The 23,547-nt window shown below is 54.3% G+C and carries 15 protein-coding genes; 4 read left to right on the top strand and 11 right to left on the bottom strand.

Features of this window, described 5'->3' with window-relative positions; translation table 11 throughout:
* Nucleotides 1–109: 109 nt before the first annotated feature.
* The 4 genes from NB063_RS18765 (at nt 110) to NB063_RS18750 (ending at nt 5,590) form a co-directional block, all read left to right on the top strand.
* Nucleotides 110–1,963: a DUF5060 domain-containing protein gene (locus tag NB063_RS18765; protein ID WP_250930296.1), complete on the top strand. Its 1,854-nt coding sequence runs from the start codon at nt 110–112 to the stop codon at nt 1,961–1,963.
* A gap of 719 nt (nt 1,964–2,682) precedes the next feature.
* Nucleotides 2,683–3,915, top strand: a complete 1,233-nt coding sequence (locus NB063_RS18760) for a DUF1559 domain-containing protein (protein WP_250930295.1) — start codon at nt 2,683–2,685, stop codon at nt 3,913–3,915.
* A gap of 145 nt (nt 3,916–4,060) precedes the next feature.
* On the top strand, nt 4,061–5,293 hold the full coding sequence (locus NB063_RS18755) for a DUF1559 domain-containing protein (RefSeq protein ID WP_250930294.1): 1,233 nt from the start codon (nt 4,061–4,063) through the stop codon (nt 5,291–5,293).
* Between the two features lie 108 nt (nt 5,294–5,401).
* On the top strand, nt 5,402–5,590 hold the full coding sequence (locus NB063_RS18750) for a hypothetical protein (RefSeq protein ID WP_250930293.1): 189 nt from the start codon (nt 5,402–5,404) through the stop codon (nt 5,588–5,590).
* Between the two features lie 1,247 nt (nt 5,591–6,837).
* Here the strand turns inward: NB063_RS18750 and NB063_RS18745 are convergent.
* The 11 genes from NB063_RS18745 to galB all read right to left on the bottom strand — a co-directional run bounded on the left by NB063_RS18745 (nt 6,838) and on the right by galB (nt 23,531).
* Complete coding sequence (locus NB063_RS18745; protein ID WP_250930292.1) at nt 6,838–7,587, bottom strand: dienelactone hydrolase family protein; 750 nt, start codon at nt 7,585–7,587, stop codon at nt 6,838–6,840.
* 51 nt (nt 7,588–7,638) lie between these two features.
* A complete protein-coding gene (locus tag NB063_RS18740) occupies nt 7,639–9,279 on the bottom strand; it encodes a hypothetical protein (RefSeq protein WP_250930291.1) in 1,641 nt (546 codons plus the stop codon).
* Between the two features lie 268 nt (nt 9,280–9,547).
* Nucleotides 9,548–10,465 carry a family 43 glycosylhydrolase gene (locus NB063_RS18735; protein WP_250930290.1) on the bottom strand — a complete coding sequence of 306 codons (918 nt, stop codon included), beginning with the start codon at nt 10,463–10,465 and terminating at the stop codon, nt 9,548–9,550.
* A gap of 117 nt (nt 10,466–10,582) precedes the next feature.
* On the bottom strand, nt 10,583–12,007 hold the full coding sequence (locus tag NB063_RS18730) for a sulfatase (RefSeq protein WP_250930289.1): 1,425 nt from the start codon (nt 12,005–12,007) through the stop codon (nt 10,583–10,585).
* Between the two features lie 90 nt (nt 12,008–12,097).
* Nucleotides 12,098–13,645 (bottom strand): sulfatase family protein, encoded by a 1,548-nt coding sequence (locus tag NB063_RS18725; RefSeq protein ID WP_250930288.1) that lies wholly within the window; start codon nt 13,643–13,645, stop codon nt 12,098–12,100.
* Nucleotides 13,642–15,141: a sulfatase gene (locus tag NB063_RS18720; RefSeq protein WP_250930287.1), complete on the bottom strand. Its 1,500-nt coding sequence runs from the start codon at nt 15,139–15,141 to the stop codon at nt 13,642–13,644. The genes NB063_RS18725 and NB063_RS18720 overlap by 4 nt, the downstream gene beginning before the upstream one ends.
* A complete protein-coding gene (locus tag NB063_RS18715) occupies nt 15,142–16,758 on the bottom strand; it encodes a sulfatase family protein (protein ID WP_250930286.1) in 1,617 nt (538 codons plus the stop codon).
* Nucleotides 16,759–16,812: 54 nt separating this feature from the next.
* Complete coding sequence (locus NB063_RS18710) at nt 16,813–17,721, bottom strand: alpha/beta fold hydrolase (protein WP_250930285.1); 909 nt, start codon at nt 17,719–17,721, stop codon at nt 16,813–16,815.
* Nucleotides 17,722–17,909: 188 nt separating this feature from the next.
* The gene (locus NB063_RS18705; RefSeq protein WP_250930284.1) at nt 17,910–19,538 is read right to left on the bottom strand and encodes a sulfatase; all 1,629 of its coding nucleotides are present in this window, start codon (nt 19,536–19,538) and stop codon (nt 17,910–17,912) included.
* On the bottom strand, nt 19,531–21,012 hold the full coding sequence (locus tag NB063_RS18700) for a sulfatase family protein (protein ID WP_250930283.1): 1,482 nt from the start codon (nt 21,010–21,012) through the stop codon (nt 19,531–19,533). Before NB063_RS18700 ends, NB063_RS18705 begins: the two co-directional genes overlap by 8 nt.
* Nucleotides 21,009–23,531, bottom strand: a complete 2,523-nt coding sequence (gene galB, locus NB063_RS18695; protein WP_250930282.1) for a beta-galactosidase GalB — start codon at nt 23,529–23,531, stop codon at nt 21,009–21,011. The genes NB063_RS18700 and galB overlap by 4 nt, the downstream gene beginning before the upstream one ends.
* Between the last annotated feature and the right edge of the window lie 16 nt (nt 23,532–23,547).

Here is a 23,547-nt window from a genome sequence, read left to right as displayed (position 1 = left end):
GCCGTTCCGCTAAGAAGGGCCCTAAATCACACGATGTTCCCCGAGGCTGAGGGATCAATCTCGCAACGACTTCGCACCTTGCATCGCACGAATACCCAACCCATCCATCATGAAACCGCAAACAATGAATCTCCTCTCGATAGCACTGTCCTCAATTCTAGTTTGCGTGTTGTCTCTATCGTCATCGGCAGCTGTTGTCGAAGGGGAGCGGAACGCTGACGGAAGCTTGAAAAAATGGCATCGCATTGAGGTCGTGTTTGATGGCCCGCAAGCGAGTGAATCGTCGGCAACGTTCAGGAACTTTCGGCTGGACGTGACGTTCACCTCACCTAGTGGCAAGGAATACCAAGTCCCTGGCTTTTTTGACGCGGATGGGGATCCGGCCAACACCTCCGCGACCAGCGGAAAGAAATGGAAGACGCGTTTCACGGCAGGAGAAGAAGGCGAATGGACCTACATCGCCCGCTTTGTTACTGGCAAGAACGTCGCGGCGAACCTTTCGGGTGGAGAAAGCGGGCCTGCCCCCGATGGTGAAACAGGGGCTTTTCAGATTGGGCCCCAGGACAAGACGGGGAAAGACTTCCGCGCCAAGGGGAAACTCGAATATGTTGGCGAACGTTATCTCCGATTTGCTGACGGTGACTACTTCATCAAACTGGGAGCCAATAGTCCTGAAGTGCTTTTGGAGTATGGTGAATTTGACGGAACCCCTGGGCACGTCAACGACGTCTATGCGCCAAACATTGGCGACTGGAACCAGGGCGACCCGACGTGGGGAGATGACAAGGGGAAGGGAATCATAGGACTGGTAAACTATCTCTCTTCGTTAGGCATCAACTCACACTACTTCCTGTGCATGAACGCATATGGTGACGGCCAAGAAGCTTGGCCTTGGATCAGTGCCGACGACATTGATGTCTATGATGTGTCGAAGCTGGGGCAATGGGAGGTGCTTTTTACCCATTTCGACAGAATGGGACTGATGGTCCATTTTCAAATTTCGGAATCTGAAAACACGAACTATCTCGAAGCCAGAGACGGACAAGGGACATTCTCCAACGCCCGGAAAATTCTCTACCGCGAACTCATTGCCCGCTTCGGGCATCACATCGCCATCACCTGGAATATCGGTGAGGAAAACCAAGCAGCAGGTTCTGGGATTCAAACGCCCAACACTCATTCGCAAAGAAAAGCATTCGCGACTCGCATCCGGGCGTTAGCTCCCTATCAAGACCATATCTCGGTTCACAACGGGCCTGCTGGAAAGTTCGACGATATCTTTCCCCAGTTGATCGGATTTGAAGACATCACTGGACCGAGCCTGCAGACGTACCTGACCAAGCCAAATCGGGCGAGAAAAGGTAGCAACGTGCTGAGCAACCACGATGAGGTTGCGAAGTGGGTTGAAGAGAGCAAGAAGAGCGGGCATCCATGGGTTGTTTCAATCGATGAACCTTGGTGGGGACGCCGACCAGATGGGCTGGCGGACACTTTGCGCAAAGAGGTCGTTTGGGGTGCAATCCTAGCCGGCGGGCAGATGGAGTTTTATGCCGGCGGTGACGATGTCAAACATATCGACTACCGGTCCTACGAAGATTGCTGGAGATCGATTGGACATGCCGCCAAATTTGTAAATGAAAACTTGGCAAGCGAAATCGCCGACATGGAGCCCAATGACGCTTTGGCTATCGGGGATGAAAACTGGGCGATGGCAAAAAAAGGACTGACTTACCTGCTCTATCTCAAAAATGGCGGAGAGGCCATTGCGGATCTATCCGCGGCCAAAGATCAGAAGTTCTCGGTGCAATGGTTCAACCCACGCACAGGCGGAAAGATGACGCAAGGCACGTTTGAGAGCGTACAAGGAGGAACTGAACATGTGTTGCTCGGGAGTCCTCCAAACGCGACGGAGCAAGACTGGATTGTTCTTCTTAGGAACACCTCAACACTTTCGAAGCAGTAGTTTGAGGGTCAGGGGATTGAGTGTTCTATTTCTAGATCGTCGGTCAACAAGAGTGTAATCGCCTCACGCTTTGTCTGACCTCAACTTGAGAGCTTGCGTCCCGCCGCTAGCAGACTTAGCGGAACGGCGCGAGCCGTCCGGTCTCATGTTGAAAGTATCTCTTTCGGGCCTGCTGCGCGATAGCACTTCCTTCCTGGCAAAAAACGCGCGCGTCTATTCTCACGAGCCATCTTCTCTGGTTCGGGATTTCGCATCGTTCACCACGACGTTCAAAGCGTAACGTCGCGGAGCTTTCCCCAAAGAAATCGAAAACACATAGATTTTTTTTGGCAACTATTGAGTGCTCGTGGAGCATATCCAACACTGCGAAGCAGCTATCCCACGTCGGATGCGCGGCTGCCGTTGTGCTCATCTCATATAGCTACGTGGCTACCCACGAATCATATGAAAACTCTTGTTCTCTCTACGATAACAATCCTTCTTTGGTTTTGATTGCGTCGTTGGAATAGGGCGCATTTTCAGTGCGGTATCGGTCATGCAGAACTCGAAGAATACGCAGCAGAGCGCTCTTCAGATATGGGGAGACGGTATTAAGCGTTTCTTCGGTTTATCAAGGCTACATCACTACGGCTTGTCCACGTGCTGGGTCGTGCAAAAACAACTCAGCAATACATACATAGCGCAGTCTACCTTCCGTGTTTCTTATAGGGTATTTTCGAATGAAACCATTGAAATTAAGAGTAGGGTTCACTCTTGTTGAGCTATTGGTGGTGATCGCCATCATTGGGATTCTGGTCGGCTTGTTGCTACCCGCTGTGCAGGCTGCTCGGGAAGCGGCGAGGCGAATGAGTTGTAGTAACAACTTCAAACAGCTTGGGCTCGGAGTGCACAATTATCACTCCGCCTTCAATCAGATTCCAATGCAATCGGGCGGGACGACGAATGCCGTCAACGCGAACACTCCCAGTCCTGAATCCGATGTGGCCGGCGGTCACAATCGTTTTCGTTTGAGCTGGTTGGTGGGGCTGACGCCTTATATTGAGCAGCAGGCGTTATGGGAGCAAATCTCTAATCCGCTTGATCCCAATGAAGACGGTACCGCACCTTTCTTTCAAGCGATGGGCCCTTCGCCCGCTAGGTCGCTGACCGATCACGCTGCCGACCCTTATCAGCCATGGCTGACCAATGTGCCTACGCTGAGGTGTCCCAGCGATCCCGGCGTGGGGCTTCCCGCTCAAGGGCGAACGAATTACGCCGCTTCTTTGGGCGACAGTCTTCACCACTCCCACTACGGTCATATCCGAGACGATGATGGGTTGTTGGAAGGATCGTCGAACTGGGAGCGGAACGCGGGAGCGGCTTGTCGTGGATTTTTTCGATCCCGTAGCGTACGGCGGTTTTCAGACATAACCGATGGACTGTCCAACACGTTCTGCGCGGGTGAAATCGTGACGGATTTGGGTGACAACGATGCGAGGACGCGGCCAGTGGAAGCGGTCGGTGAGAACTTGCTCAACATCGCTGGTTTTACTCAAGCATGCAATCAATATCTTGATTCCGCGCGGCCTCAGTTCTGGGCGGATGCGACGGCGCTTGGGACATTTGCCGATGCCGAAGATCGGCGTGGCTATAAATGGGCGTATGGAAGGCCGCTGTTCACAGCGGTGATGATTTGTAGCCCGCCGAACAGCGTGATTTGCATGGGTGCCGATGATCCTGGCGAATATGGAGTGCTTCCTCCGGGGAGTCGCCACCAAGGCGGTTGCCACATGCTGATGGGAGACGGGGCGGTGAAGTTCATCACCGACTCGATCGAGGCCGGTGACCAGCAGCAGGCCCGCTGCATCGTCTTCAATCGTGCGGGCGCCTCTCACGGTGACGACAGCCCATTTGGGCTGTGGGGTTCCCTTGGAACCGCCAATGTCGGTGAAGTTGTTGATGGCGATTTCTAACCCATTTTCCCGCCGTCGGGGCCACTTTGCGGTTGTCGCTCTGAGCGAAGCACGATCGTGCGAACTCAGACGAAATCTGCCCATGAATGATCACGGGTGATTCGGTTTAAGCATGAGTGCATTTTCTTCAATTACGAGGTATGAGATGTTCAAAACAAGAAGGCGACGCGGTTTCACGTTGGTGGAATTGCTGGTGGTGATCGCCATCATTGGCGTTTTGGTTGGATTGTTGTTGCCGGCGGTTCAAGCGGCACGGGAAGCAGCCCGAAGGATGAGTTGCAGTAATAACTTTAAGCAAATTGGTTTGGCGATTCACAATTATCATGCCGCGTATCAAAAGCTTCCCAAGCAGGGCAGCGGCACCGGGAATGGTGGTGTCGGGTTAAATGCTTGGAGCGACTCGGATGACTTCAACAATTACCGGTTGAGCATGTTGGTTGGTGTTCTTCCGTTTGTGGAGCAGCAGGCGTCCTGGGAGCAAATCAGCAACCCAAGTGCGGAGCGAACCGATGGTAATACAGCAGCTGCGATTGGTACGCCGGCATCGCCTTGGCCTCCTATGGGGCCCACGCCCCAGAACGCACAGTACATTCCCTGGGTAACCGAATTCCCTACCTTCCGCTGCCCGAGCGATCAGGGCACGGGACGCCCGGCACTGGCCCGGTCAAACTACGCCGCTTGCTTGGGTGACACCAGCTACAACGTCATGTACGGCACCTGGGATCAGACAAGGACAGATCCCTCGTTCCGGGCCGCAGATTCTCGCTCAACTCACCGAGGATTCTTCAAGCCGTTTGCTTTGAGGGCTTCTGCGTTTCGAGACGTTCTGGACGGGGTTTCGAACACCATCGCCATGGGAGAGATCGCCACCTATGTCCAAGACAAAGACAAGCGGACGGTGTTACCAGGTGGCAATCTCACCGGCGGAAACTTAGATACAACCAACGTCAACATTCGCCAGAATCCCAACATTTGCGAGGAGCACGCGAGCGGCCCTGACCCGAATAAACCGATGAAGTGGCAGACCGATTCACGACAAGATCGGGGACGCGGCTATCGCTGGGCTTGTGCCAAGCCGATCCATTCTGCCTGCATGACGATCTTGCCTCCGAATAAAGGTTTTTGTTCTCGCAGCAATGGGGATGACCTGGACGCGATCGCAACCGTATCGAGCCGTCACCCCGGTGGTGCCCACGTGCTCATGGGGGATGGCGCCGTGCGATTCATTACCGATTCGATTGACGCGGGGAACTCAAACAGTCCTCAGGTCTGGTCGGGTGGAACGGGAGCTCAAGCACCTGGAAACAAAAGCCCCTATGGCCTTTGGGGGGCTCTTGGTACTCGCGCCAACCAGGAAGTAATCGGCGAGGACTTCTAAGGGGCCTCCACGGAAAGATGAGTGCACACTACGGGAGTGCTTTCTCCAGTGGTGTCTTGATCTAAATGTTTTTCACGTGATTTTGTCTACGACATTGTTGGAGAAGTGATGCTTCGTTTCTGTGCACCGTTCTTGTTTTGTTTTGTTTCCGGATTCGTCATTGCGGGCTGTGGCAGACCAAGTGACTTGTCTGGGACGAACACATTCGCGGACATGACCGCCGAAGACTGGAATGAATATAACGCCGAGCAAGAGCAGTTGAAAAAAGAGGCTGAGCTAGCCATGAAAGAGCGTTAAGAGATTGTTCAGTAACGGCGTGTGGGGTGCACTCGTGCTTCGTCTGATCTGAACTTGGTGGTTTCCTGAACCGGAGGGCTCGCGCCCTGCCGCTAGAAGGCTTAGCGGAACGGCGCAAGCCGTCCGGTCCCAGGCCAAGTTTGAATGCTGGCAACACACTCGTGCTTCGTCTAATCTGAACTTCGTGGTGGGTTGAACCGGAGGGCTCGCGCCCTGCCGCTAAAAGACTTAGCGGAACGGCGCAAGCCGTCCGGTCCCGGGGCGAGTTTGAATGCTGACAACACACTCGTGCTTCGTCTAATCTGAACTTGGTGGTGGGTTGAACCGGAGGGCTCGCGCCCTGCCGCTAGAAGGCTTAGCGGAACGGCGCAAGCCGTCCGGTCCCGGGCCAAGTTTGAATGCTGACAACGCACTCGTGCTTCGTCTAATCTGAATTTGGTGGGTTGAACCGGAGGGCTCGCGCCCTACCGCTAGAAGACTTAGCGGAACGGTGCAAGCCCTCCGGGCTCATGCCCATTTGCAATGCTGTCCAGTTAGAACGCTTTTTATTTCGCATCGGTCAACATCCGAGTGGCAATCCTTCGAAGTAGGGAGCCTTTGTTGGCCCCTGTGCCTCCGGTGTTTTTGTGTCGATTTCCTTTCCTATTTCAACGGGTTTCTGTGATGAGTTTTCGTTTTTGGATGATCGCACCCCTTTTGTTTGCAACGAATTTTTGTGTTGGCTGCGGATCGGGATCAACAGCGCAAAGTGGTGTGAACCAAAGCGAGTTGGAGCAGTATGCAAGCCAACTTCCTCCCGACTACACGCCAGCGCCCATCAAGAGTTCGGCTGACGACCCCATTACGAAGTGATTTCAATAGGGTCTCGCGAGATTGGTTCTTCTCTGTGCTGAGCAGAGAAGATTTACCCGTGAGAGCTTATGTAAGCGAAGGGAGCGATTGCGATTTTTTTTGAATACTCGCGGGCTTTCAGGATTTTACGCGGCCACGTCAGGATCAGCCCGCGGTTCGTGAGTTGCTTGGAGAGCCCAGGGGCCGCGAGGCAGCTGGCGAGTTCGTTTCGAAACTGTCACTCACCGCAAGCCGGTCGTCGACCTTCCAGCTGCGCGGTGGCGTGGTCATCCACGAATGCATCGACTGACATAGCATGAGGCAGTGGAAGTTTCGAGAAGCCGTGTAGTGGTCACGGAGAAGATTGTGTTCACGGTGTCGATGAAAGTTTTCGGGGCGAGCGGGGGGATTGGCTATTACGCACCCGTGACTCCGAAAATCCACTTCACGATTTCCGGCGTTAGATTTCTTGAAATCTGAATCTTGTGTTCGCCATCTGGATTGACGGTGAAACGGACGTCCGCTCCAGCCTCACGTGCTGTGTTTACAAAGCTTTCACCACGGTCTAACGCGACCCGCTGATCGTTTTCGTTGTGAAAAACCCAGATCGGCAGACCGGCAAGCGTATGGTCGTCCGGAACAGTGCCGCGGAAGCCGCCTTCGATCACAATCGCTGATTTGATCAAGTGGCCTTTGTTCACGGCGGTGCTGGTGACAGATCCGCTGCCTGCGCTGTAACCGACGATCGAGATTTTCCGCGGATCGACATCGTAGTTCGCCACGACGTTACCGATAAATTGCTCAAGCCCGTCTGCGGAAAGACTGCCGCTCTTCGTCCCGCTTTTGGGTGTGAAGAAATAGAAGGAATCACCATTCTGAGAAAGTGCCCGTTGCCATTCAATTTCTTTCTCCGCAGGCGGGAAGTCTTTGACGCCTCCACCAGACCCATGGCAGAAGATCACCGCAGGCAGTTGGGTTCCGTCTGGCTTGTTACTGATCTTTCTAACCTGGTAACGATATGGAGACCTCAAGTGGCCGGCTTCGTTGTAGGTTTGAACACTGACTGCGATAGGCGGCGACCCGACATCGGATTGAGCGAGCAGAGAGCCACAGCAGCCGATCATGAAAGCTAGAAGTGCAACTCGGCAATAGGTGTGTAGGGACATGCGGTGTGTTCCTTAATTGTGTGACGTTCTGTCGAAATGGAAAGCTACTTGTCAATTGCTTTTGCGCCGTGCATAGCGGTACTCGTACAAGATCGCTGCCAGCCTTCTACTTGCGGCGACCATTTCGGGATAAGGCCGGTCGACGATGTCGACGAACCCGATTTGGAAGTTCTCGCCGTCGCTTCGGCCGCTAACTAATTGGTCGGTGTGTTGAAACCAATGGGCACCCACGATGCGATCGTTCTCCAACGCCTGTTTCACGTAGTCGGTGTAGGCACATGCCCGCTGATGCTGATTGCTGACCGCACGAAGTCCGGTGTGCAGAAGGCCCCGGTCCAATGCGCCGAAATGAAACTCGCCGATGATCATCGGTTTGTCGAGGCTGTCTGGCGGAAGGTCTTCGTCAACGATGGCGAATTGGTAACGGTTAACGCTCACGACGTCACAATGCTTTGCGGCTGCCGTGTAAGCGGCGTGTGGTTCCCCGCTACCGTGGATTCTGCTTCCTAAATACAGAACATTGGGAGCGAATTCCTTGAGAACCTGATTGACGACCTTGTAGTAGGTCTCGGCAACAGGCCCGACATTTTCCTTCGGCCAACGAAGCTCGTTGTCGACGAACACGCCCATACACCAGGGATCATCTTTGAATTCAGCAACCCGCCCTGCCGTGATGCGTTTGCGGACCAGCGTTTCAAAAGCTTTCTCGTTCAATTGGGCTGGAACCTCTTTGGCGATGCCCGACCATAGGTCGACTACGTATGGTGTTTTGCCCATGCCATACAACTCCGGATCGGACCAGTTGGCAAACGTGTTGAGACCCCACGACCTAAAGCGTGTATGTGTCAAATGAGCCGCTTCGGTATCCCAATTGTCGCCGAACTTACGTTTCAGGTTGGCCTGTCGAAAGTCGCCGCGGTCAACCAAATCGACGAAGTAGTGTTCCCGCCGCCGTGTGCTTGTGGTCTGTGAAAGCCGCACCCCCGTCACGCCCTGGGACCAGAAGAGCCGGCCTGAGGGATCGACCAACCACCACTTTTTGTCCAGCTTCTGTGTGCGGAAATGGCCGGTCGCGTTGAGTTGTGGTCCGGCAGTCCAGCCGCCGTACTGGTTCCAGTCCTCAGGGCCGCGGTTGGATGCAAGGTCTTTCAGTTCGGCTTGATGTTGAGAGTCGATGTCGTCTTGAGAAGTCGTCTTGCCGGGCCACTGAGCATGACGGTACTGACCGTATTGATCGACGAAAGGAAAGAAACTCGATTTCAGTTCTTCTTCGGTCGGCAGGCGGTACTCACCGGTCGCTTGAATATCGTCGACGCTGAAGTGCATCTCTTGATGGGGGCGGGCTTTGCTGATGGTGATTCGATTGAGCTTGCTAAGGTCGGGTGTTATCCAGTGCGATAGAAAGCCGCCTGGATATCCCCGCATGCCCGTCACCAGCCGCTCCATGTATTCTGGAAGTTGACTACGAAAAAAGACGATGACCATCTTTTCCGTTTGTCCCGGTTCCACCCAGACGAAACTCTCTGCGGATGTCTTTCCACCGCCAACGCTGATGCTACCCAGGACTCCGATTCCGACCTGGCCATGATTGGTGATGTCCATGGTGATGCATCGGTAGCCGGACAAGTCCCATCCCGGGGACTTCAGTCGGACGTAGGCCTTGCGGTGGTGGCCACTCAGCGTGACTGCCATCGCTTGTCCTGTCGCTCCCTTGGTCAAGGCAACTTGTGCATTTGAGGCATGTACCAAACCGACATCGAAAGTTGGTTCGAAATCAAAGAGTATCTTGTCTGCTCGCGTTTCCGAGACAAAACCGAGCAAGATGCAAAACACAAGTCCTTTTACTAGTCCAAATCGGAAGTACATCAATCAGTATCCCGTGAGAGTTTCAACATGGTCGTTCTGGCAGAAAGGAAATCTAAGCCGTCTCAATTACAACGCTGAATGAAACGTTGGGGAGTCATTTCCGCGATCGACGATCGCCATACGCTGCGATATCCCATTGCTTTTCCCATTTTACGATCGGATGGTCGCCTTCCCAGACGAGAGGGCAAATGATGTGCGAGCCCTTTGCAGGCGGATGAGATTCGGGCTCCTGGTATGGATAGCGATCACCACCATAGATCCACTGTCCGTCGATATTCATGATGTAGCGGTGCTGCGATGCATGGGACCGATCTTGTCTTCGTTTCGGTTCCGGATCCATGCCGATCTCCTTCTCCTCAGTCCAAGGCCCCGCCAAGCTGTCCGATGTTCGGTAATAGCAATCCGAACCCATCCATCCACCAGGGCCGTCGTACGTCATGTAGTACTTGTTATCTCTTTTGAACAACCAGAAGGCTTCCCGTTGGTCGGCGACTCGCATCCACAGGATCTCCTTCTCGATCCCCAGGAAGTCCGGAGTTAATTGGTGGATCAAGCAATACCTGTCTCGTGACTCATCGAGCTGCCGCATCGAAATGATCAGGTACGCCTTGTTTCCTTCGGTATAGACTGACATGCCTCCGGAGTGATAGTTCTTGCTCTTGAGCTTCTCTGCGCCGATTTTCTTGACGTATTTGTATGGCCCTTTCACGTCGCTGCCTTCGCTTTGGTAGAAGCCGATTCCCTTCGAGACGATGACGTACCGATTGGTTGTAGGGCAATGAATGAGCGTGCAGTTCCTGCGGCCGAGCCCCGGCTTGCGTTTCTCGACGACCGTTTCAAGCTTCCAGGTGCTGCTGCCGAGCGTTTTTGAGGAGTACAGTCTCACGGAGCCATCGGTCGGTCGAGGGTCGGTCCCGACCCAATAGTAGGTGTCACCGATCTTCGTAATATGCCCGCCGAAGCCTGCGGCGACCTCGTTTCCGTTGGTGTCTTTCCAGACTGTGTCATTCACGATGAGAGTATCAGATTGAGCAACAGCGGATCGAAATGACAGAGTGCTGCCGCAGCTTATGATGAGAGCCCAAAGTAAGATCCGGGCGACGAAGTTGGAGTCCATGAGGTTGGGTCTTTATTTGTTTTTTGAATTTGATTTTGGTTTGTCGGCGCTCAACTTTGCCCTCACGGTGGTGATCCCCTTTAGGACCAGTGGGGCTTCCTGCTCGGGAAGAAATGCGGCGAGGCGTTTCTTGACAGTCGCGAATTCGGGGTTGTCGGCTAAGTTGGTCCACTCGTCCGGGTCCGTGGTGTGTGAGTACAGTTCCTCACCGCCATCGAAGTAGCGGATGTAACGGAAGTCGCGATCGCGGATCGTGTAATTGCCTCGCCCCCAGGTGCAGATCGCAGGACTGGGAAACGGCGTGTCTGGGTTCTTCAGTTGGGGAACCAGGCTAAATCCGTCGACTTTCGTGGGCGGCGTGAGGTCGCTTAACTCTGCCAGCGTGCGGTAGATATTGATCAGAGACACGCCAGCGGTCACTTCACGGCCTGCTGCCGCAACCTTGTCACGTGTGTCCCAGATGATAAAAGGCACCCGAGTCGTCTCTTCCCAGAGAGCGAACTTGCGAAAGTGATTCTTTTCGCCCAGTGCATATCCGTGATCGGACCACAGCACGACGATGGTGTTGTCCGCATACGGGCTGGCTTCGAGAGCGTCGAGGACTCTGCCAACGTTGTAGTCAGCCCAGGATATGCAAGCCAAATAGGACCGACGAATTTGGTCCCAGGCTTGATCTTTCTTGAAGCGGTTGTCGTCTCCCAGTTTGGCCATTGAACGCCCGACACGGGGAATGTCGTCGTGATCGTTGGGGTTGATACGCGGTGGATCCACCGGGTCCGGGTACAAATCAAAAAACTGCTGCGGACAGACGAAGGGCAAGTGTGGTTTAACGATGCCCACGGCAAGAAAGAACGGCTTGTCATGCTCGCGTGAGAGAACGTCTATTCCGTACGAAGCGACTTTATGATCCGGATGATCTTCAAGCGGGGCTGTCGTCGGGCAAAACGACATTTTGAACTGGCCGTCGACTTGGTAACCAGCTTCCACGTTCAGGTTCAGCGGGCTCTTGGTCAGTTCGTGGTAATTGCTCCACTCCTGCGGTGCGCTCTTGGATCCATGATGGATTTTGCCGGCACCAAACGTGTCGTAGCCGTTGTCGTTTAAAAACTGTGGCAGGCTGCCATACTGTTCCAACAAATCCGGGTGCAGGTCGTGGTCGTAGAACGCGTACAACCCGGAGTTGAACGGTTCCACGCCGTATAACAACGCATTGCGACTGGGCGAGCATCCCGGTGCCGGGCAATGTGCGTTTGTAAAATTCACGCCGCGCTTTGCCAGGGCGTCCATGTTCGGTGTTTTCGCCTGCGGGTGCCCACCGAGGAAGCCCGTCCAGTCGTTCATGTCGTCAATGGCGATGAACAAGATGTTCGGCTTCGACTCAGCCTGCACCGTGATCGTTAGCGCGGCGATTGCAATGAGTGTAAGAAACATTCGCATGTTGATGGTTTCCGGTTTTTCAGGGGTAATGGTTTTATGACGTCGTTCTGGGATGAACACTTGCAAGGTGAACGATCTAAATCGCCCGAATCAGGGGCGACTTCGTCCCTGCTCGATGATTCCGGCGAGCTGTTTCTTCAGTCGAGCGGCGACCTTTGGGTGGTCCTCGATCACGTTCGTCGTTTCGGCCGGATCGTTATCGAGGTCAAACAGTTGGAACGGCGGTACCTTCGTATTGGCAAGCTGAGTTTCGACAACGACGTTGTAAGCCGTCTGCTTGTCGTATCGGTGCAACTTCCACTGCCCAGCGCGTAGCCCGTAAGTCCCGCTGCTGCCATTGTCTTGCTGAACAAGGTGGCCGCGGCCTTTGGCATTGTCTTCGCCCAACAGAGCACCGAGGACGTTGAAACTGTCCAGGCAGGCATCGTCGGGAAGTGGTTGCTCGGTGAGCGCGGACAGGCTGGCCGCCAGATCGATCGTACAAACCAGTTCGTCGCTCACACCCGGCTGAATGTGACCTTTCCAGCGTGTGATCAGCGGCGTTCGAGTTCCACCTTCGTAGACGCTGTATTTGCCGCCCGAGTACGGGCCGGCGGCGCGGTGGTTGCCGATCTTTTCAATCGCCTCGTCCTTGTAGCCATCGTCCAACACAGGGCCGTTGTCGCTACAAAAGACAACGAGTGTGTTTTCGGCCAGCTTTAGTCGATCGAGTGTCTTCATGAGTTCGCCGACGCACCAGTCGAGTTCGATGATCGCGTCACCACGGAAACCGAGTGCTGTCTTTCTCTGAAATCGTTCGTGCGGAATCCGGGGCACGTGGATGTCATGGGATGAAAAGAACAGAAAGAATGGTTCGCTCTTGTGCTGCTCGATGAATTCCACGGATTTTTCAACCCATTTGTCGGCGAGGTCTTCATCGCGAAACCGTGCGGCCTGACCGCCGGTGTAGAAGCCGATCCGGCTGATGCCGTTATGGATCGTTGAATTATGCCCATGCGACCAATCCATCTTCAGCGAGTCACGATGTGAGATTCCGGTGGGATGATCGGGGCTCGGCTTTTTGTTCCCAACCCACAATGGGTCAGCAGGATCGAGATCGGGAACTCGGTGGTCGTGAACGTAGACTTGGGGCACACGATCGTTGGTCGTCGGCAACAGAAAACATGTATCGAAACCGATTTCCAGCGGCCCCGGTTTCAGGTCGCCGTTCCAATCAGGGCCATTCTCCCCACCGAGTCCGAGGTGCCATTTGCCGACGACTGCCGTGGCATAACCGGCTCGCTGAAGCAGCGACGCGACGGTTTCCGTTCCCGGCTTGATGATGGCCGGCGCATTAGGCGGGGCAATGCCCGTGCGTTCGCCGCGAAAGGCGTAGGTTCCCGTCAACAGTGAATATCGCGTCGGCGTGCAAGTGGAAGCCGAACAGTAGCCGCTGGTAAATCGCAAGCCTTCTTCGCTCAGACGATCAATGTTGGGCGTCGTTAGCGATTTCGCACCGTAGCAGGAAAGATCACCGTACCCGAGATCGTCCGCCATGATGACGATGACATTCGGCTTCTCAGCCATGACCGGCACCGTGACCAACAGCGAGACGCACAGGGTTAGCATTCGAGAACGTGGTAACAGGTTGGTCTTCATCGTGATACTTCTCCTGGGGATTCGTTTTGCGGTCGTTGGAAATACTCGGCAATGTTTTCTTTTATGCTTGCGTAGTTCTCAGATACCAGTTCTTCGTGCTTCCGGATCACTTCAGCATTTCGTGGGTCGTCAATGACGCTGACGGTCTCTTCCGGATCGGTACGATGGTCATAGAGTTCTCGCCAGGTGATTGCGTATTGGTTGTCGGGCTCACACCACTGCACATAGCGAAAATCTTTTGTGCGGACGGAGTAGGCCATCAGGTTTCGTTTCTTCCGATTCACCGGCCGAATCTGACTGAAGGCCGCTTGTTTCCCGTTGGATGTCCCTTGGATGATGGGGACAAGACTCTGGCCTTCGACAAAGCTCGGTGTCGTCAGCCCTGCAAAATCACACAGCGTCGGATAGATATCGACCGATTCGACGATTGCTTTCGTTTCGCCAGTCATGGAATGTTGCCCCGGCAATCGCACGATTAACGGACATCGCATCGCCTGCTCGAACTGCGTGTGTTTTGCCCAGCGACCGTGGTCGCCCAGATGAAATCCGTGATCGCCCCAGATGACAACCGCAGTGTTGTCTGCCAAGCCGTTCTTCACTAAAGCGTCGAGGATCCGCCCGACTTGTGCATCGATGAAGCTAACACAGGCGTAGTACGCGTGAGTCATCTCTCGGGCTTGTGCCGCGCCCACGTCGTCATCGTCCGAAAACAACTTCCCATCTTGACTGCCGTAGGATGCGATCTCGGTCCAGTTGTACATGAAGTCGGCAGCGTCTTTCGGCAGGCCGGCTGGATCGAGCCTTTTGATTTCATCGTCAGAATAGAGATCCCAGTATTGTTTGGGAGCCACGAAGGGAAGGTGCGGCTTGTAGAATCCGCCCGCAATGACGAACTTACGATTCTTGTTGTCTTCCAACGCCCGAATCACCCGATCGGCGGTTTGGAAATCGTTGTGAATAGAATCGGGGCCGTCGTAGATTTCATAGGCGGGACGCCATCGCTTCTTCTTGCCCTCGACATAGTCGAAGTCGACATAGCAGGTCCAATCGAGCTTCCAGGGTTCGTCGCTCCAGCCATAGCCTTTGCCATTGCCTTTGCCGTGATACACCTTGCCGAAGCTGAGCGTGCGATAGCCGTTGTCTTTAAAGTACCGTGGCAGAGTGGGATGGGTGGTGGGTCGTTTTGAGATCTTCCAAGAGTCTCCGATTTCGTAGATCCCGGTCGAATCGGGTCGCAGTCCGCCCAACATGGAGGCACGTGATGGGCCGCAGACGGGCCATTGGTTGTAATGTCGCGTGAACACGGCCGAGCTCTTTGCCAGTTCGTCGATGTGTGGGGTCGTGGCCGCTCCGCCATAGCAACCCATTACCGGGCGGAGATCGTCGATGCAGATCAACAACACATTTTTGTGATCCGCCGCTGACACTGTCGAAGCAATGAAAACCAAACACAACCAAACAAGCTGACGACGCAAGCGTTTCAGAGAGAGAGTCACTTATTGATCCTTCTTCCCGAGGTAAGGGGTCGGATCCCAGTTCGGAATGAACTCTTCAAAATCGAGCGCGTCCTTCTCTTTCATTTTGTTACCCCCGAGCGATTTCCAGAGGTTGTAGTTCTGCATGTAATGCGATGTGAATCGGGTGACGAAGTCTGGATCGACAAACGGATCGACGGTTTGCCGGCGCCAACTTTGCAGCTGAGTCCGTAGACGCTCTTCCACTTCAGCTTGTTGCGGGTCGCTGATCAGATTGACGAGTTCGTGAGGATCTTCCTGGAGATCGTAAAGCTCGAAAGCGGGAGGAACTTCGCAGCGTTTGGCTAACTTCACCGCCAACGAATCGGCTGGCAGTTCACTCAGCTGCCTGTTAAGGCTGAAGACGGCTTTGTTACCGTCGGGGTACCTCTCGCGTATTCCGTCGCCGAAAACATGTTGAGTCAATTTCCAACGACCATCCGTCACGGTCCGCGTCGGCCAGTACTGATGAATTCCTGTCGTGTGTGCCACGAACGCGGAATACAAATGTTTGCGTTGCGACGGTTCACCTTGGAGTACCGGAACGATCGAGAAACCCGGAAGATGATCGGGGATTTCAAGACCTGCAGCGTCCACGAACGTGGGATACAGATCGACAAAGGAAACCAATGCGTCCGAGCGAGTTCCTACTTCTTTCACATGTCCAGGCCACCGCACGACGAAGGGGACCCGCAAGCCGTCTTCATTGGGAGTCGTTTTGCCTCGCAGCAGATGCGACGGGCCGTGATCGGCCGAAAAAATGACCAGCGTGTTATCAGCGTGTCCGTATTCGTCGAGCAACGCCAGAATTCGGCCGACATACCAGTCGACACGCTGAATGGCGCGATAGTATTCAGCGACGGTCTTCCGCAGTTCGCCTTTCGGTGGCAAGGCATGCCCCCAGCCCGGCGTCTCAGTTACCTTCGCCAAATTGACTTCAGGGTACGGCCAGCCGAGGTCGCCTTGGCGAATGAAATGCGGTCGCTTCCAAACATGATGCGTGTCGGGTGTTTGAGCTTGAAAGTAGAACGGCTGGCCCTGTTCTAGATTTTCGAGGAAGTACTTGAAGTTGTCGATCGAGTAGCTGACCAACGGTGGCTTCCCTTCAATCTTGGGTTTGTTTTTTCCTTTTGCTCCAGTGAGCCAGTTTTCGGTGTACTTCGGATGGAAGTCGAACGGCACAGGCTCGGTTTTGTAGTGACTGCTTTCGACACCGTATTTGTAGGTGAGCCCGGTGTAGTAGCCGGCGGCTTTGAGATCTTTCACAAACGTCGGAATGCCCTCGCGGTAGTGAAACCCGTGCTGCTGGACAAATCCCATGATCCCGTTTTGATGAGGGTAGACACCCGTGAAGATGCTGCCTCGTGAGGAAGCGCAAGTGGCGGCGGTGACATGGGCTCGTTCGAAAACGACGCCCTCCGCAGCAAGCTTATCGAGATTCGGCGTGGCCACGGTATGGTCACCGTAGGTGGGAATCTGCACACCCATGTCTTCCATGTGAATGAACAGAATGTTGGGGCGTTTCTCAGCCACTGCCGTCGTAGCCAATGCGCTCGCAGTCAAAATCGTGACTATTCGGAGCATTAAAATCACGCTCATTGGATCAGGTTCCTCGTTATGCAGTCGTGTTTGGGCAGCCATGAATTTCAAGGTCTACAACTCACTCAGGAACGCATTCAGTGCAACGAGAAGACGTGCTTTCTGATCGCGGCGGACGTTGTGTTTCGCGTCTTCGACGTGGACGATGCTTCCGTGCTTGAGTAACCCGGCAACGGCTTCGTTTTGTTTCTTGACGTCTTCTTCTGCGTCGGCCTTTAGGATTAAAGTCGGCGCGGTGATCTGTTTGAATAACTCATCGACCGACGGTCGGTCTCCGCGATTGCGGATTGCGGTATCCGGATGATGGAGCCTTTTGGAGAGAGCCCAGTATTCACATTCGGATTGTCCCCAGTGCGGGTTGTTCTTCAGACACTGGGCAACGAGATCTTCCAAACTCGTGTTGTTCCGTTTTAGAATCTGGGCACGACGCTTTTCCTGGTCTGCCGCGGCAGCAGAATCGTTTGCTCCGGTTGAGTGAGGTTCACTTGCTGGTCGAGAAATCACACGCGGGTCTTCGAGAATGACCGCGCGGGGAATGTTCGGATACTTCGCGGCAAACCAGGCAACCGAACTGCTGCCCATGGAATGACCCATCAGGATTGGGTTCTTGAGATTCAGTTGCTCAATCAGACCGGCGAGATCTTCGACTTGGGCGTCGACTGAATCCGACGCCGAAGGTGGATCGGACAATCCGTGGCCGCGCGCGTCGGCCATGATGATGTCGTAGTCTTGTTCAAGTTCCTTAGCTAGATGGGTCCAACACAACCCATCATCGGAAGAACCGTGAGCCATCAACAGCACCGGTTTGTCACCACCCGTACGCCAGTAATGAATCCGAATGCCGTTGGCCATAACGTAGCCGTCAGTCCATCCCGCTGGCGGAGTTTGAGGTTCTGCCGCCAATTGGTGGCAAGACAAGACCGCTCCGAACATTGCCAGACATGCGATAGTAATGAATTTCATTGCGGGATCCTGTTTTCCTAATGGTGCCAACTCGCTGATGATGCGACCCATTGTTAGTTGACACCGGTGGGCAAAGCATTAGCTGGAAAATGCCTCGTACGGCAGAATAGATGAATCGACGAAAGGGCCGACGTTCCCTTGGCCAGATCTTTCCTTGCGAATCGTTCATGGTCCGTGATCATGAATCTCTATTTCCGAGCCGGAAGGTGCGGCAGGACTTCGTCGAACAGCTTGACCATTTCGCTTCGGATTTTGTTGTACTCTGGATCCTCTGCTAGGTTGTAAGCTTCATTTGGATCGGTTTGATAGTCATAGAGTTCGGCACCGACAACGCTATTAGAGAACGTGAAGCGTAAGTCCTTGTTCGAGATTGGGCGCCATTCCACATAGCGGTAACGTGCGTTACGGATGGCCCAGCCCATCACCTTTCCTTCCTCGGTATCTCGCATGTACTGGCTGACGGCAGGCGGGTTAGCCGTAGGTTGCTCACCACGCATCAACGCGACTAGGCTCTCGCCTTCCAGTTTCGACGGCGGATCCATCGCGGCCAGCTCGCAAAGGGTTGGGAAAACGTCGACGAATTCCGTTAGTGTGTCGTCGTCGACTCGGCCGCCGGGAATCTTCGGTGATGCGATGATCAGCGGCGATCGGGTCGCTTGCTCAAAGTTGGTGTGCTTGCCCCAAAGTTGTTTGTCGCCGAGGTGGAATCCATGGTCGCCCCACACGCAGATGATTGTGTCGCCCAGAAGTGATTCATCTTCTAATGCCTGGAGCAACTTGCCAACTTGGGCATCGACGTAGGAAACACACGCTGCGTATCCGTGCATCATGTGTCGCTGCAGTGGTTCCGGTATCTTGCCCTGTGAGGGAACCGGATGGAAACCGCGACCTTCGACATAAACGGTTTCCGCATAGCTCACACCGTCGGTGGGATAGTGTTGAGCCGATGCCGGCTCAAAATCATCCTCACAGTACAAGTCCCAGTATTTCTGTGGGGCGACAAATGGCAGATGCGGTTTGTAGAAACCGACGGCCAAAAACATCGGCTGGCCGCCTTCGCGATAGTTCCTACCGTGTTGATGAATCATCTTCACGGCTGGTGTCGCCATCGCGTTTCCTTCCGCATAGGCTTCATCAGGAACGTCTTCGCTTTCACAGACCGGCCGGGTGCCGTCCACGCTCGACAAGAAGTCGAGGATGTTAGCCTTTTGCTCAATGCCCCGCTGCTTTGCATCGGCCAGAGCAGAGTCGATCAGCTTGCGGGTGTGTGGATTCTGGTAGCCACCTCTCGCCGGTGCTGGCCAAAGGCTTTCGTCCCATTTCCAGAGCACGCCTTCACGATTGCTCCAGCTTTGCTTGTCCTGACCGTTGTCGGTGTTGCGGGAATCGAACACTTTCCCGAATCCACGACAGATGTAACCGTGGTGCTTGAAGTGTTCCGGCAACGTCGTCAACTGCGGAGCACGCTTTCGTGCCGAATCGATGTGAAAGATTTCGCCACCCATGTTGTAGACACCCGTCGTATCGGGACGCAGTCCGGTCAACAGACTCATACGCGATGCGCCACAAATGGCAACTTGGCAATAGTTCCGTCGAAAGACCGTACCCATCGCGGCGATGCGATCCAGATTGGGAGTCTTGACGATCGGATTCCCGTAACAACCAAGCCACGGCTTTAGGTCGTCGATGGCAATGAACAGGACATTGGGTCGCCGAGACAAATCGTTGGCTTGAAGGGATTCATTGATCCAGATCAGAGTCAGCAATGAACCAACGAGTAGCAGTCGCAATGTCGTCATGATGTTGACGTTATTCATATTGCAACTGAGCTTTCGTCAACGCTGGTTCGTCGAATTGCTTCATCAGTTCGACCAACCGAGTCTTGAAACGTGCTGCAATCTCCGCGTACGCGGGGTCCGCGTAGAAGTTAATCAGTTCATCGGGGTCGCGACCGAGATCGAATAACCATGGCTTGTCGGCCGTAGAAAGCACCAGCTTGTAGCGGTGATTGACAGCGGCCACCCATCGATTGCCGGCGTTGCGGAAATACACAATTCGATCGTCCTGGACTTCCTTGCCGTCGGATAGGAAATCAGCCGAGCCGTTTCGTCCGTGGAAGTCAGGTAAATCGGAATCGACGCCCATCAAGCTCAGCACGGTTGGTGCAAAGTCGGTGGTGGTAAACGCCGTCCGGATGACCTTGCCGGGTTTGATCTTGTCTGGATAGCGAATCACAAACGGAATCTTGGCCGACGTTTCGTACGGTAGCCCTTTGTTCAAACGACAATGTTCACACATCATGTCGCCATGATCGGAGGTGAAAACCACAATCGTGTTTTTGTCTAAGCCAGATGACTTCAGATACTCCAGCAGTTTCCCAACGTTGTCGTCGATACACTTAACCATGCCAAAGTACTTGGCCATCTGATCCTGATTGATTTTGGAGACAACATTATTTCCGCTCGGCAGGTTCCATTTCGGGCGTTGGTCTGGCTTGGCCAACGTGGCCGCCATCGTGCCGGGCTGATCAAAACGCAGGTTCTGATACATCGTGTCGTAGGGGGCACGCACGGTATTAGGACCGTGCGGATCCGGCAACGCCAGCATCAAACAGAACGGTTTGTCTTTCTCTCGCTGGATGATCTCCAACGTACGATCCATCAGGAAGTCAGTGGCAAACGATTTGTCGGTGGCTTTCTCAATGCTGTATTTGTACTTCTCGGTCTTCTCGTCGTACTTGCCGAGGACGCGGGCACCGTCTTCCGTCTGCTCAAACAGTTTCCAGTGCCCCCGATTGAACATGTAGCGATTGTCCTCAAAGCCAAACTTGCGTTCTGGTGACCAACCCGGTTTGGCGTTGCCATCCAAATGCCACTTGCCGACATACGCGGTCGCGTAGCCTCGACGGCGAAGGATTTCTGCGAAGGTAACAATGTCATCATTGAGCGGCAGGTCGTTGGAAGGCGAACCCGTCGCCTGCGGATACAGACCCGAGACCAATGACGCTCGCGATGGAGTACAGACCGGCGAGGCTGCGTAGAAGCTGGTGCAGATCGCTCCATCGCGAGCAATTGAATCAATGTGCGGCGTGTCCACACGCACGCCCGGGCCCCAAACATGAGCTTGTTCGTAGCTCAATTGTTGCCGGTAACAACCAAGCGTCCGAAAGTTGTGCTCGTCCGTTTGGATGATCAGCAAGTTAGGTGGTTTCGATTCGGTGGCGGCCAAAATCTGCCCCGAAAACGTCAAGCATAGGACGTAGGACCAAGTCAGCAAGATTCGTAGGTTCATTTCAAACTCTTTTTTACTTTCACTGTGATTTGAGCACTCTGCAGGCCTTCTGACTTCGCGGTCAGCTTGATTTCACCTGACTCACCTTTTCTCGAACGAATGACCACAAGGCACAGGCCATTGAAGACCTCACGATCCATGGCTTGGAACGATTGATGGCTGGTGGCGTCGCCGTTGCCCACCGCGATGATTTCTCCGGGGCCCTCGATGGCGAACTGAATCCGGTTGTCGGATCGCGGTACCAGTAGCCCTTCATTGTCAGAAACTTGAACCCTGACAAATGAGAGATCCTGGCCGTCAGCCTCAATCGTGCTACGGTCGGCCGACATGTCAATTTTGGCCGCATCGGCGGTGGTTTTCGAAGTAGCTTCCGCCCAGCGTTTTCCCTGTTTGTAGGCGACGACTTTGAGTTCTCCGGGCTGGTAGACGACATCATCCCAACGCAAACGGTATTCGTATTCGCCTTTCTTCCTACGGCCCAGTGAGTTTCCGTTGAGGAACAGTTCTGCTTCGTCGCCGGACGTGTAGACATGCACCGGCGTGACTTTGTCCACGCGGTTGGGCCAGTTCCAGTGCGGCAAGATGTGAGCCATCGGCAGTTGCGGACGCCAGCGTGCCTGGTAGAGATAGAATCGGTCCTTGGGAAACCCGCAAAGGTCGACAATCCCGAAGTAGGAGCTGCGTGGGGGGATGTTGTCGCCGAGCTTCTTCAGTTCCATTTCCATCCGCTCTCGTGCTTGGGGGTCCGAGAAATTCAGCAGGTTGGTGGCGTCGTTGTTGTAGGGAGTCGGCTCACCCAAATAGTCGAACCCCGTCCAAACAAATTCGCCGAACACACTCGGGAACTTGTCTTGTGCCGCGAATTCGATGTCGGGGTTATTGGCCCATGGCGGAGCGGATAGGTCGTAGCTGCTGACCTGAAACCAGCCGCCTGATCCTTTGCTCTTGTCGTTCGAGACCGGAAAGAAGTATTCGCCACGTGAACTGACCGTCGACGCCGTTTCACTGCCGTATAGCGGTTGACGTGGATGCGTCTGGCGAAACTTCTGATAAAGATGCGGCTTGTAGTTGTAGCCGAACACGTCGACGGTTTTCTCAAAACCGTTGAAGCCCGCTGCCGGCTTATTGCAACCGGCGGTGACTGGACGTGTCGGATCCTCGGCGTGGATGATTTCAGTGAGTCGCCGCGAAATCGCATGACCCGCTTCGTTGTTTTGTTCACGGATTTCATTGCCGGTGCTCCACATCACGACACACGGATGGTTGCGGTCCCGACGCACCATGGCCCGTAAATCCTTTTCGTGCCAATCAGTAAAATGGAGACTGTAGTCGTTGGGTACCTTGCCCGATTTCCAACAATCGAATGCCTCAACCTGCACCAACATTCCCATGCGGTCACATAGCTCCAGCAATTCGGGCGCCGGCGGGTTGTGAGAAGTCCGAATGGCGTTGCATCCCATCGCTTGCAGAATTTCGATTTGGCGCTCGATCGCCCGTGTGTTGACTGCCGAGCCAAGTGGCCCGAGGTCGTGGTGTTGGCAGACACCGTTCATCCGAATCAGGTTTCCGTTGAGTAGGAAGCCCCGGTCGGCATCAAATTCAATCGTGCGAATGCCGAAGGTTGTCTCGACCACGTCGACGACAACGCCATTCTGTATGATTGTCGTCTTGAGCACGTAAAGTTCTGGCGTTTCCAAGTCCCAGAGTTTTGGGTTGTCGATCTGGATGGTGCAATTGGCACCGGATTTGTTTGCCACCACCTCGGAACTTGCAGCTGCACGAACTTCATGCTGCACTTCCGTGGAGTCGTTGGCACCTTCGACTTGAGTGTTGATCTGTACCGCTGCGTTTTCTTCAGTGATTTTTGGCGTCGTGACTGTGACACCCCAGTGACCAACGTGGACCGGGTGACACTTGACGAGCCGAACGTTTCGGTAAATTCCGCCGCCAGGGTACCATCGCGATGATTCGGGTTTGTTGTCCAGACGCACGGCGATCGTGTTCGTCTCGCCCGGTTTGAGATGATCGGTCAACTCAAAACGAAAGGAAGAATATCCGTACGGCCACTCGCCGACGTACTCACCGTTGAGCCACACTGTTGTGCCGGACATGGATCCATCGAATTCGATAAAGACGCGTTTCCCTGCGTCAGATTCCGACGATGAAAAACTCTTGCGATACCAACCGATGCCCGCCCAGGGCAGCTTTCCGGTTCGATTGGGCAAGTCATCGCGGAACGGCCCCTCGATTCCCCAATCGTGCGGAAGGTTCAGCAGACGCCATGGAGAATCATCCAACAACGGTGATTCCAGACGTTTCGGCTCCGCGAGCTGGGAACCATCTGGCATCAGACCGAAGCGTGCAAATCGCCAGGCTTCGTTGAATTCAATCGTTTCCCGTCCGCTCTCGGCAACAGGAAGCAGCTCGTTGATGGGCGTTAACTCATCAGCGCATGAAACGGATCTCAATAGAGCAATGCTTGCAAAGAACGCTGATAGACAGAGGTTGCGGGTGTTCATCTTTGGTTGCCAGTCG

Origin of the sequence: Aporhodopirellula aestuarii, assembly GCF_023701485.1 — a bacterium.
In the GTDB taxonomy this organism is placed as follows: Bacteria; Planctomycetota; Planctomycetia; order Pirellulales; family Pirellulaceae; genus Rhodopirellula; species Rhodopirellula aestuarii.
The sequence above is the reverse complement of the archived record's forward strand: the minus strand, read 5'-3'. Positions and strand labels throughout refer to the sequence as shown.

Coding starts and splice junctions, on each gene's coding strand:
- NB063_RS18765 (WP_250930296.1), top strand. CDS start 110: ATGAAACCGCAAACAATGAATCTCCTCTCGATAGCACTGTCCTCAATT.
- NB063_RS18760 (WP_250930295.1), top strand. CDS start 2,683: ATGAAACCATTGAAATTAAGAGTAGGGTTCACTCTTGTTGAGCTATTG.
- NB063_RS18755 (WP_250930294.1), top strand. CDS start 4,061: ATGTTCAAAACAAGAAGGCGACGCGGTTTCACGTTGGTGGAATTGCTG.
- NB063_RS18750 (WP_250930293.1), top strand. CDS start 5,402: ATGCTTCGTTTCTGTGCACCGTTCTTGTTTTGTTTTGTTTCCGGATTC.
- NB063_RS18745 (WP_250930292.1), bottom strand. CDS start 7,587: ATGTCCCTACACACCTATTGCCGAGTTGCACTTCTAGCTTTCATGATC.
- NB063_RS18740 (WP_250930291.1), bottom strand. CDS start 9,279: ATGGCAGTCACGCTGAGTGGCCACCACCGCAAGGCCTACGTCCGACTG.
- NB063_RS18730 (WP_250930289.1), bottom strand. CDS start 12,007: ATGCGAATGTTTCTTACACTCATTGCAATCGCCGCGCTAACGATCACG.
- NB063_RS18725 (WP_250930288.1), bottom strand. CDS start 13,645: ATGAAGACCAACCTGTTACCACGTTCTCGAATGCTAACCCTGTGCGTC.
- NB063_RS18715 (WP_250930286.1), bottom strand. CDS start 16,758: ATGAGCGTGATTTTAATGCTCCGAATAGTCACGATTTTGACTGCGAGC.
- NB063_RS18710 (WP_250930285.1), bottom strand. CDS start 17,721: ATGAAATTCATTACTATCGCATGTCTGGCAATGTTCGGAGCGGTCTTG.
- NB063_RS18705 (WP_250930284.1), bottom strand. CDS start 19,538: ATGAATAACGTCAACATCATGACGACATTGCGACTGCTACTCGTTGGT.
- NB063_RS18700 (WP_250930283.1), bottom strand. CDS start 21,012: ATGAACCTACGAATCTTGCTGACTTGGTCCTACGTCCTATGCTTGACG.
- galB (WP_250930282.1), bottom strand. CDS start 23,531: ATGAACACCCGCAACCTCTGTCTATCAGCGTTCTTTGCAAGCATTGCT.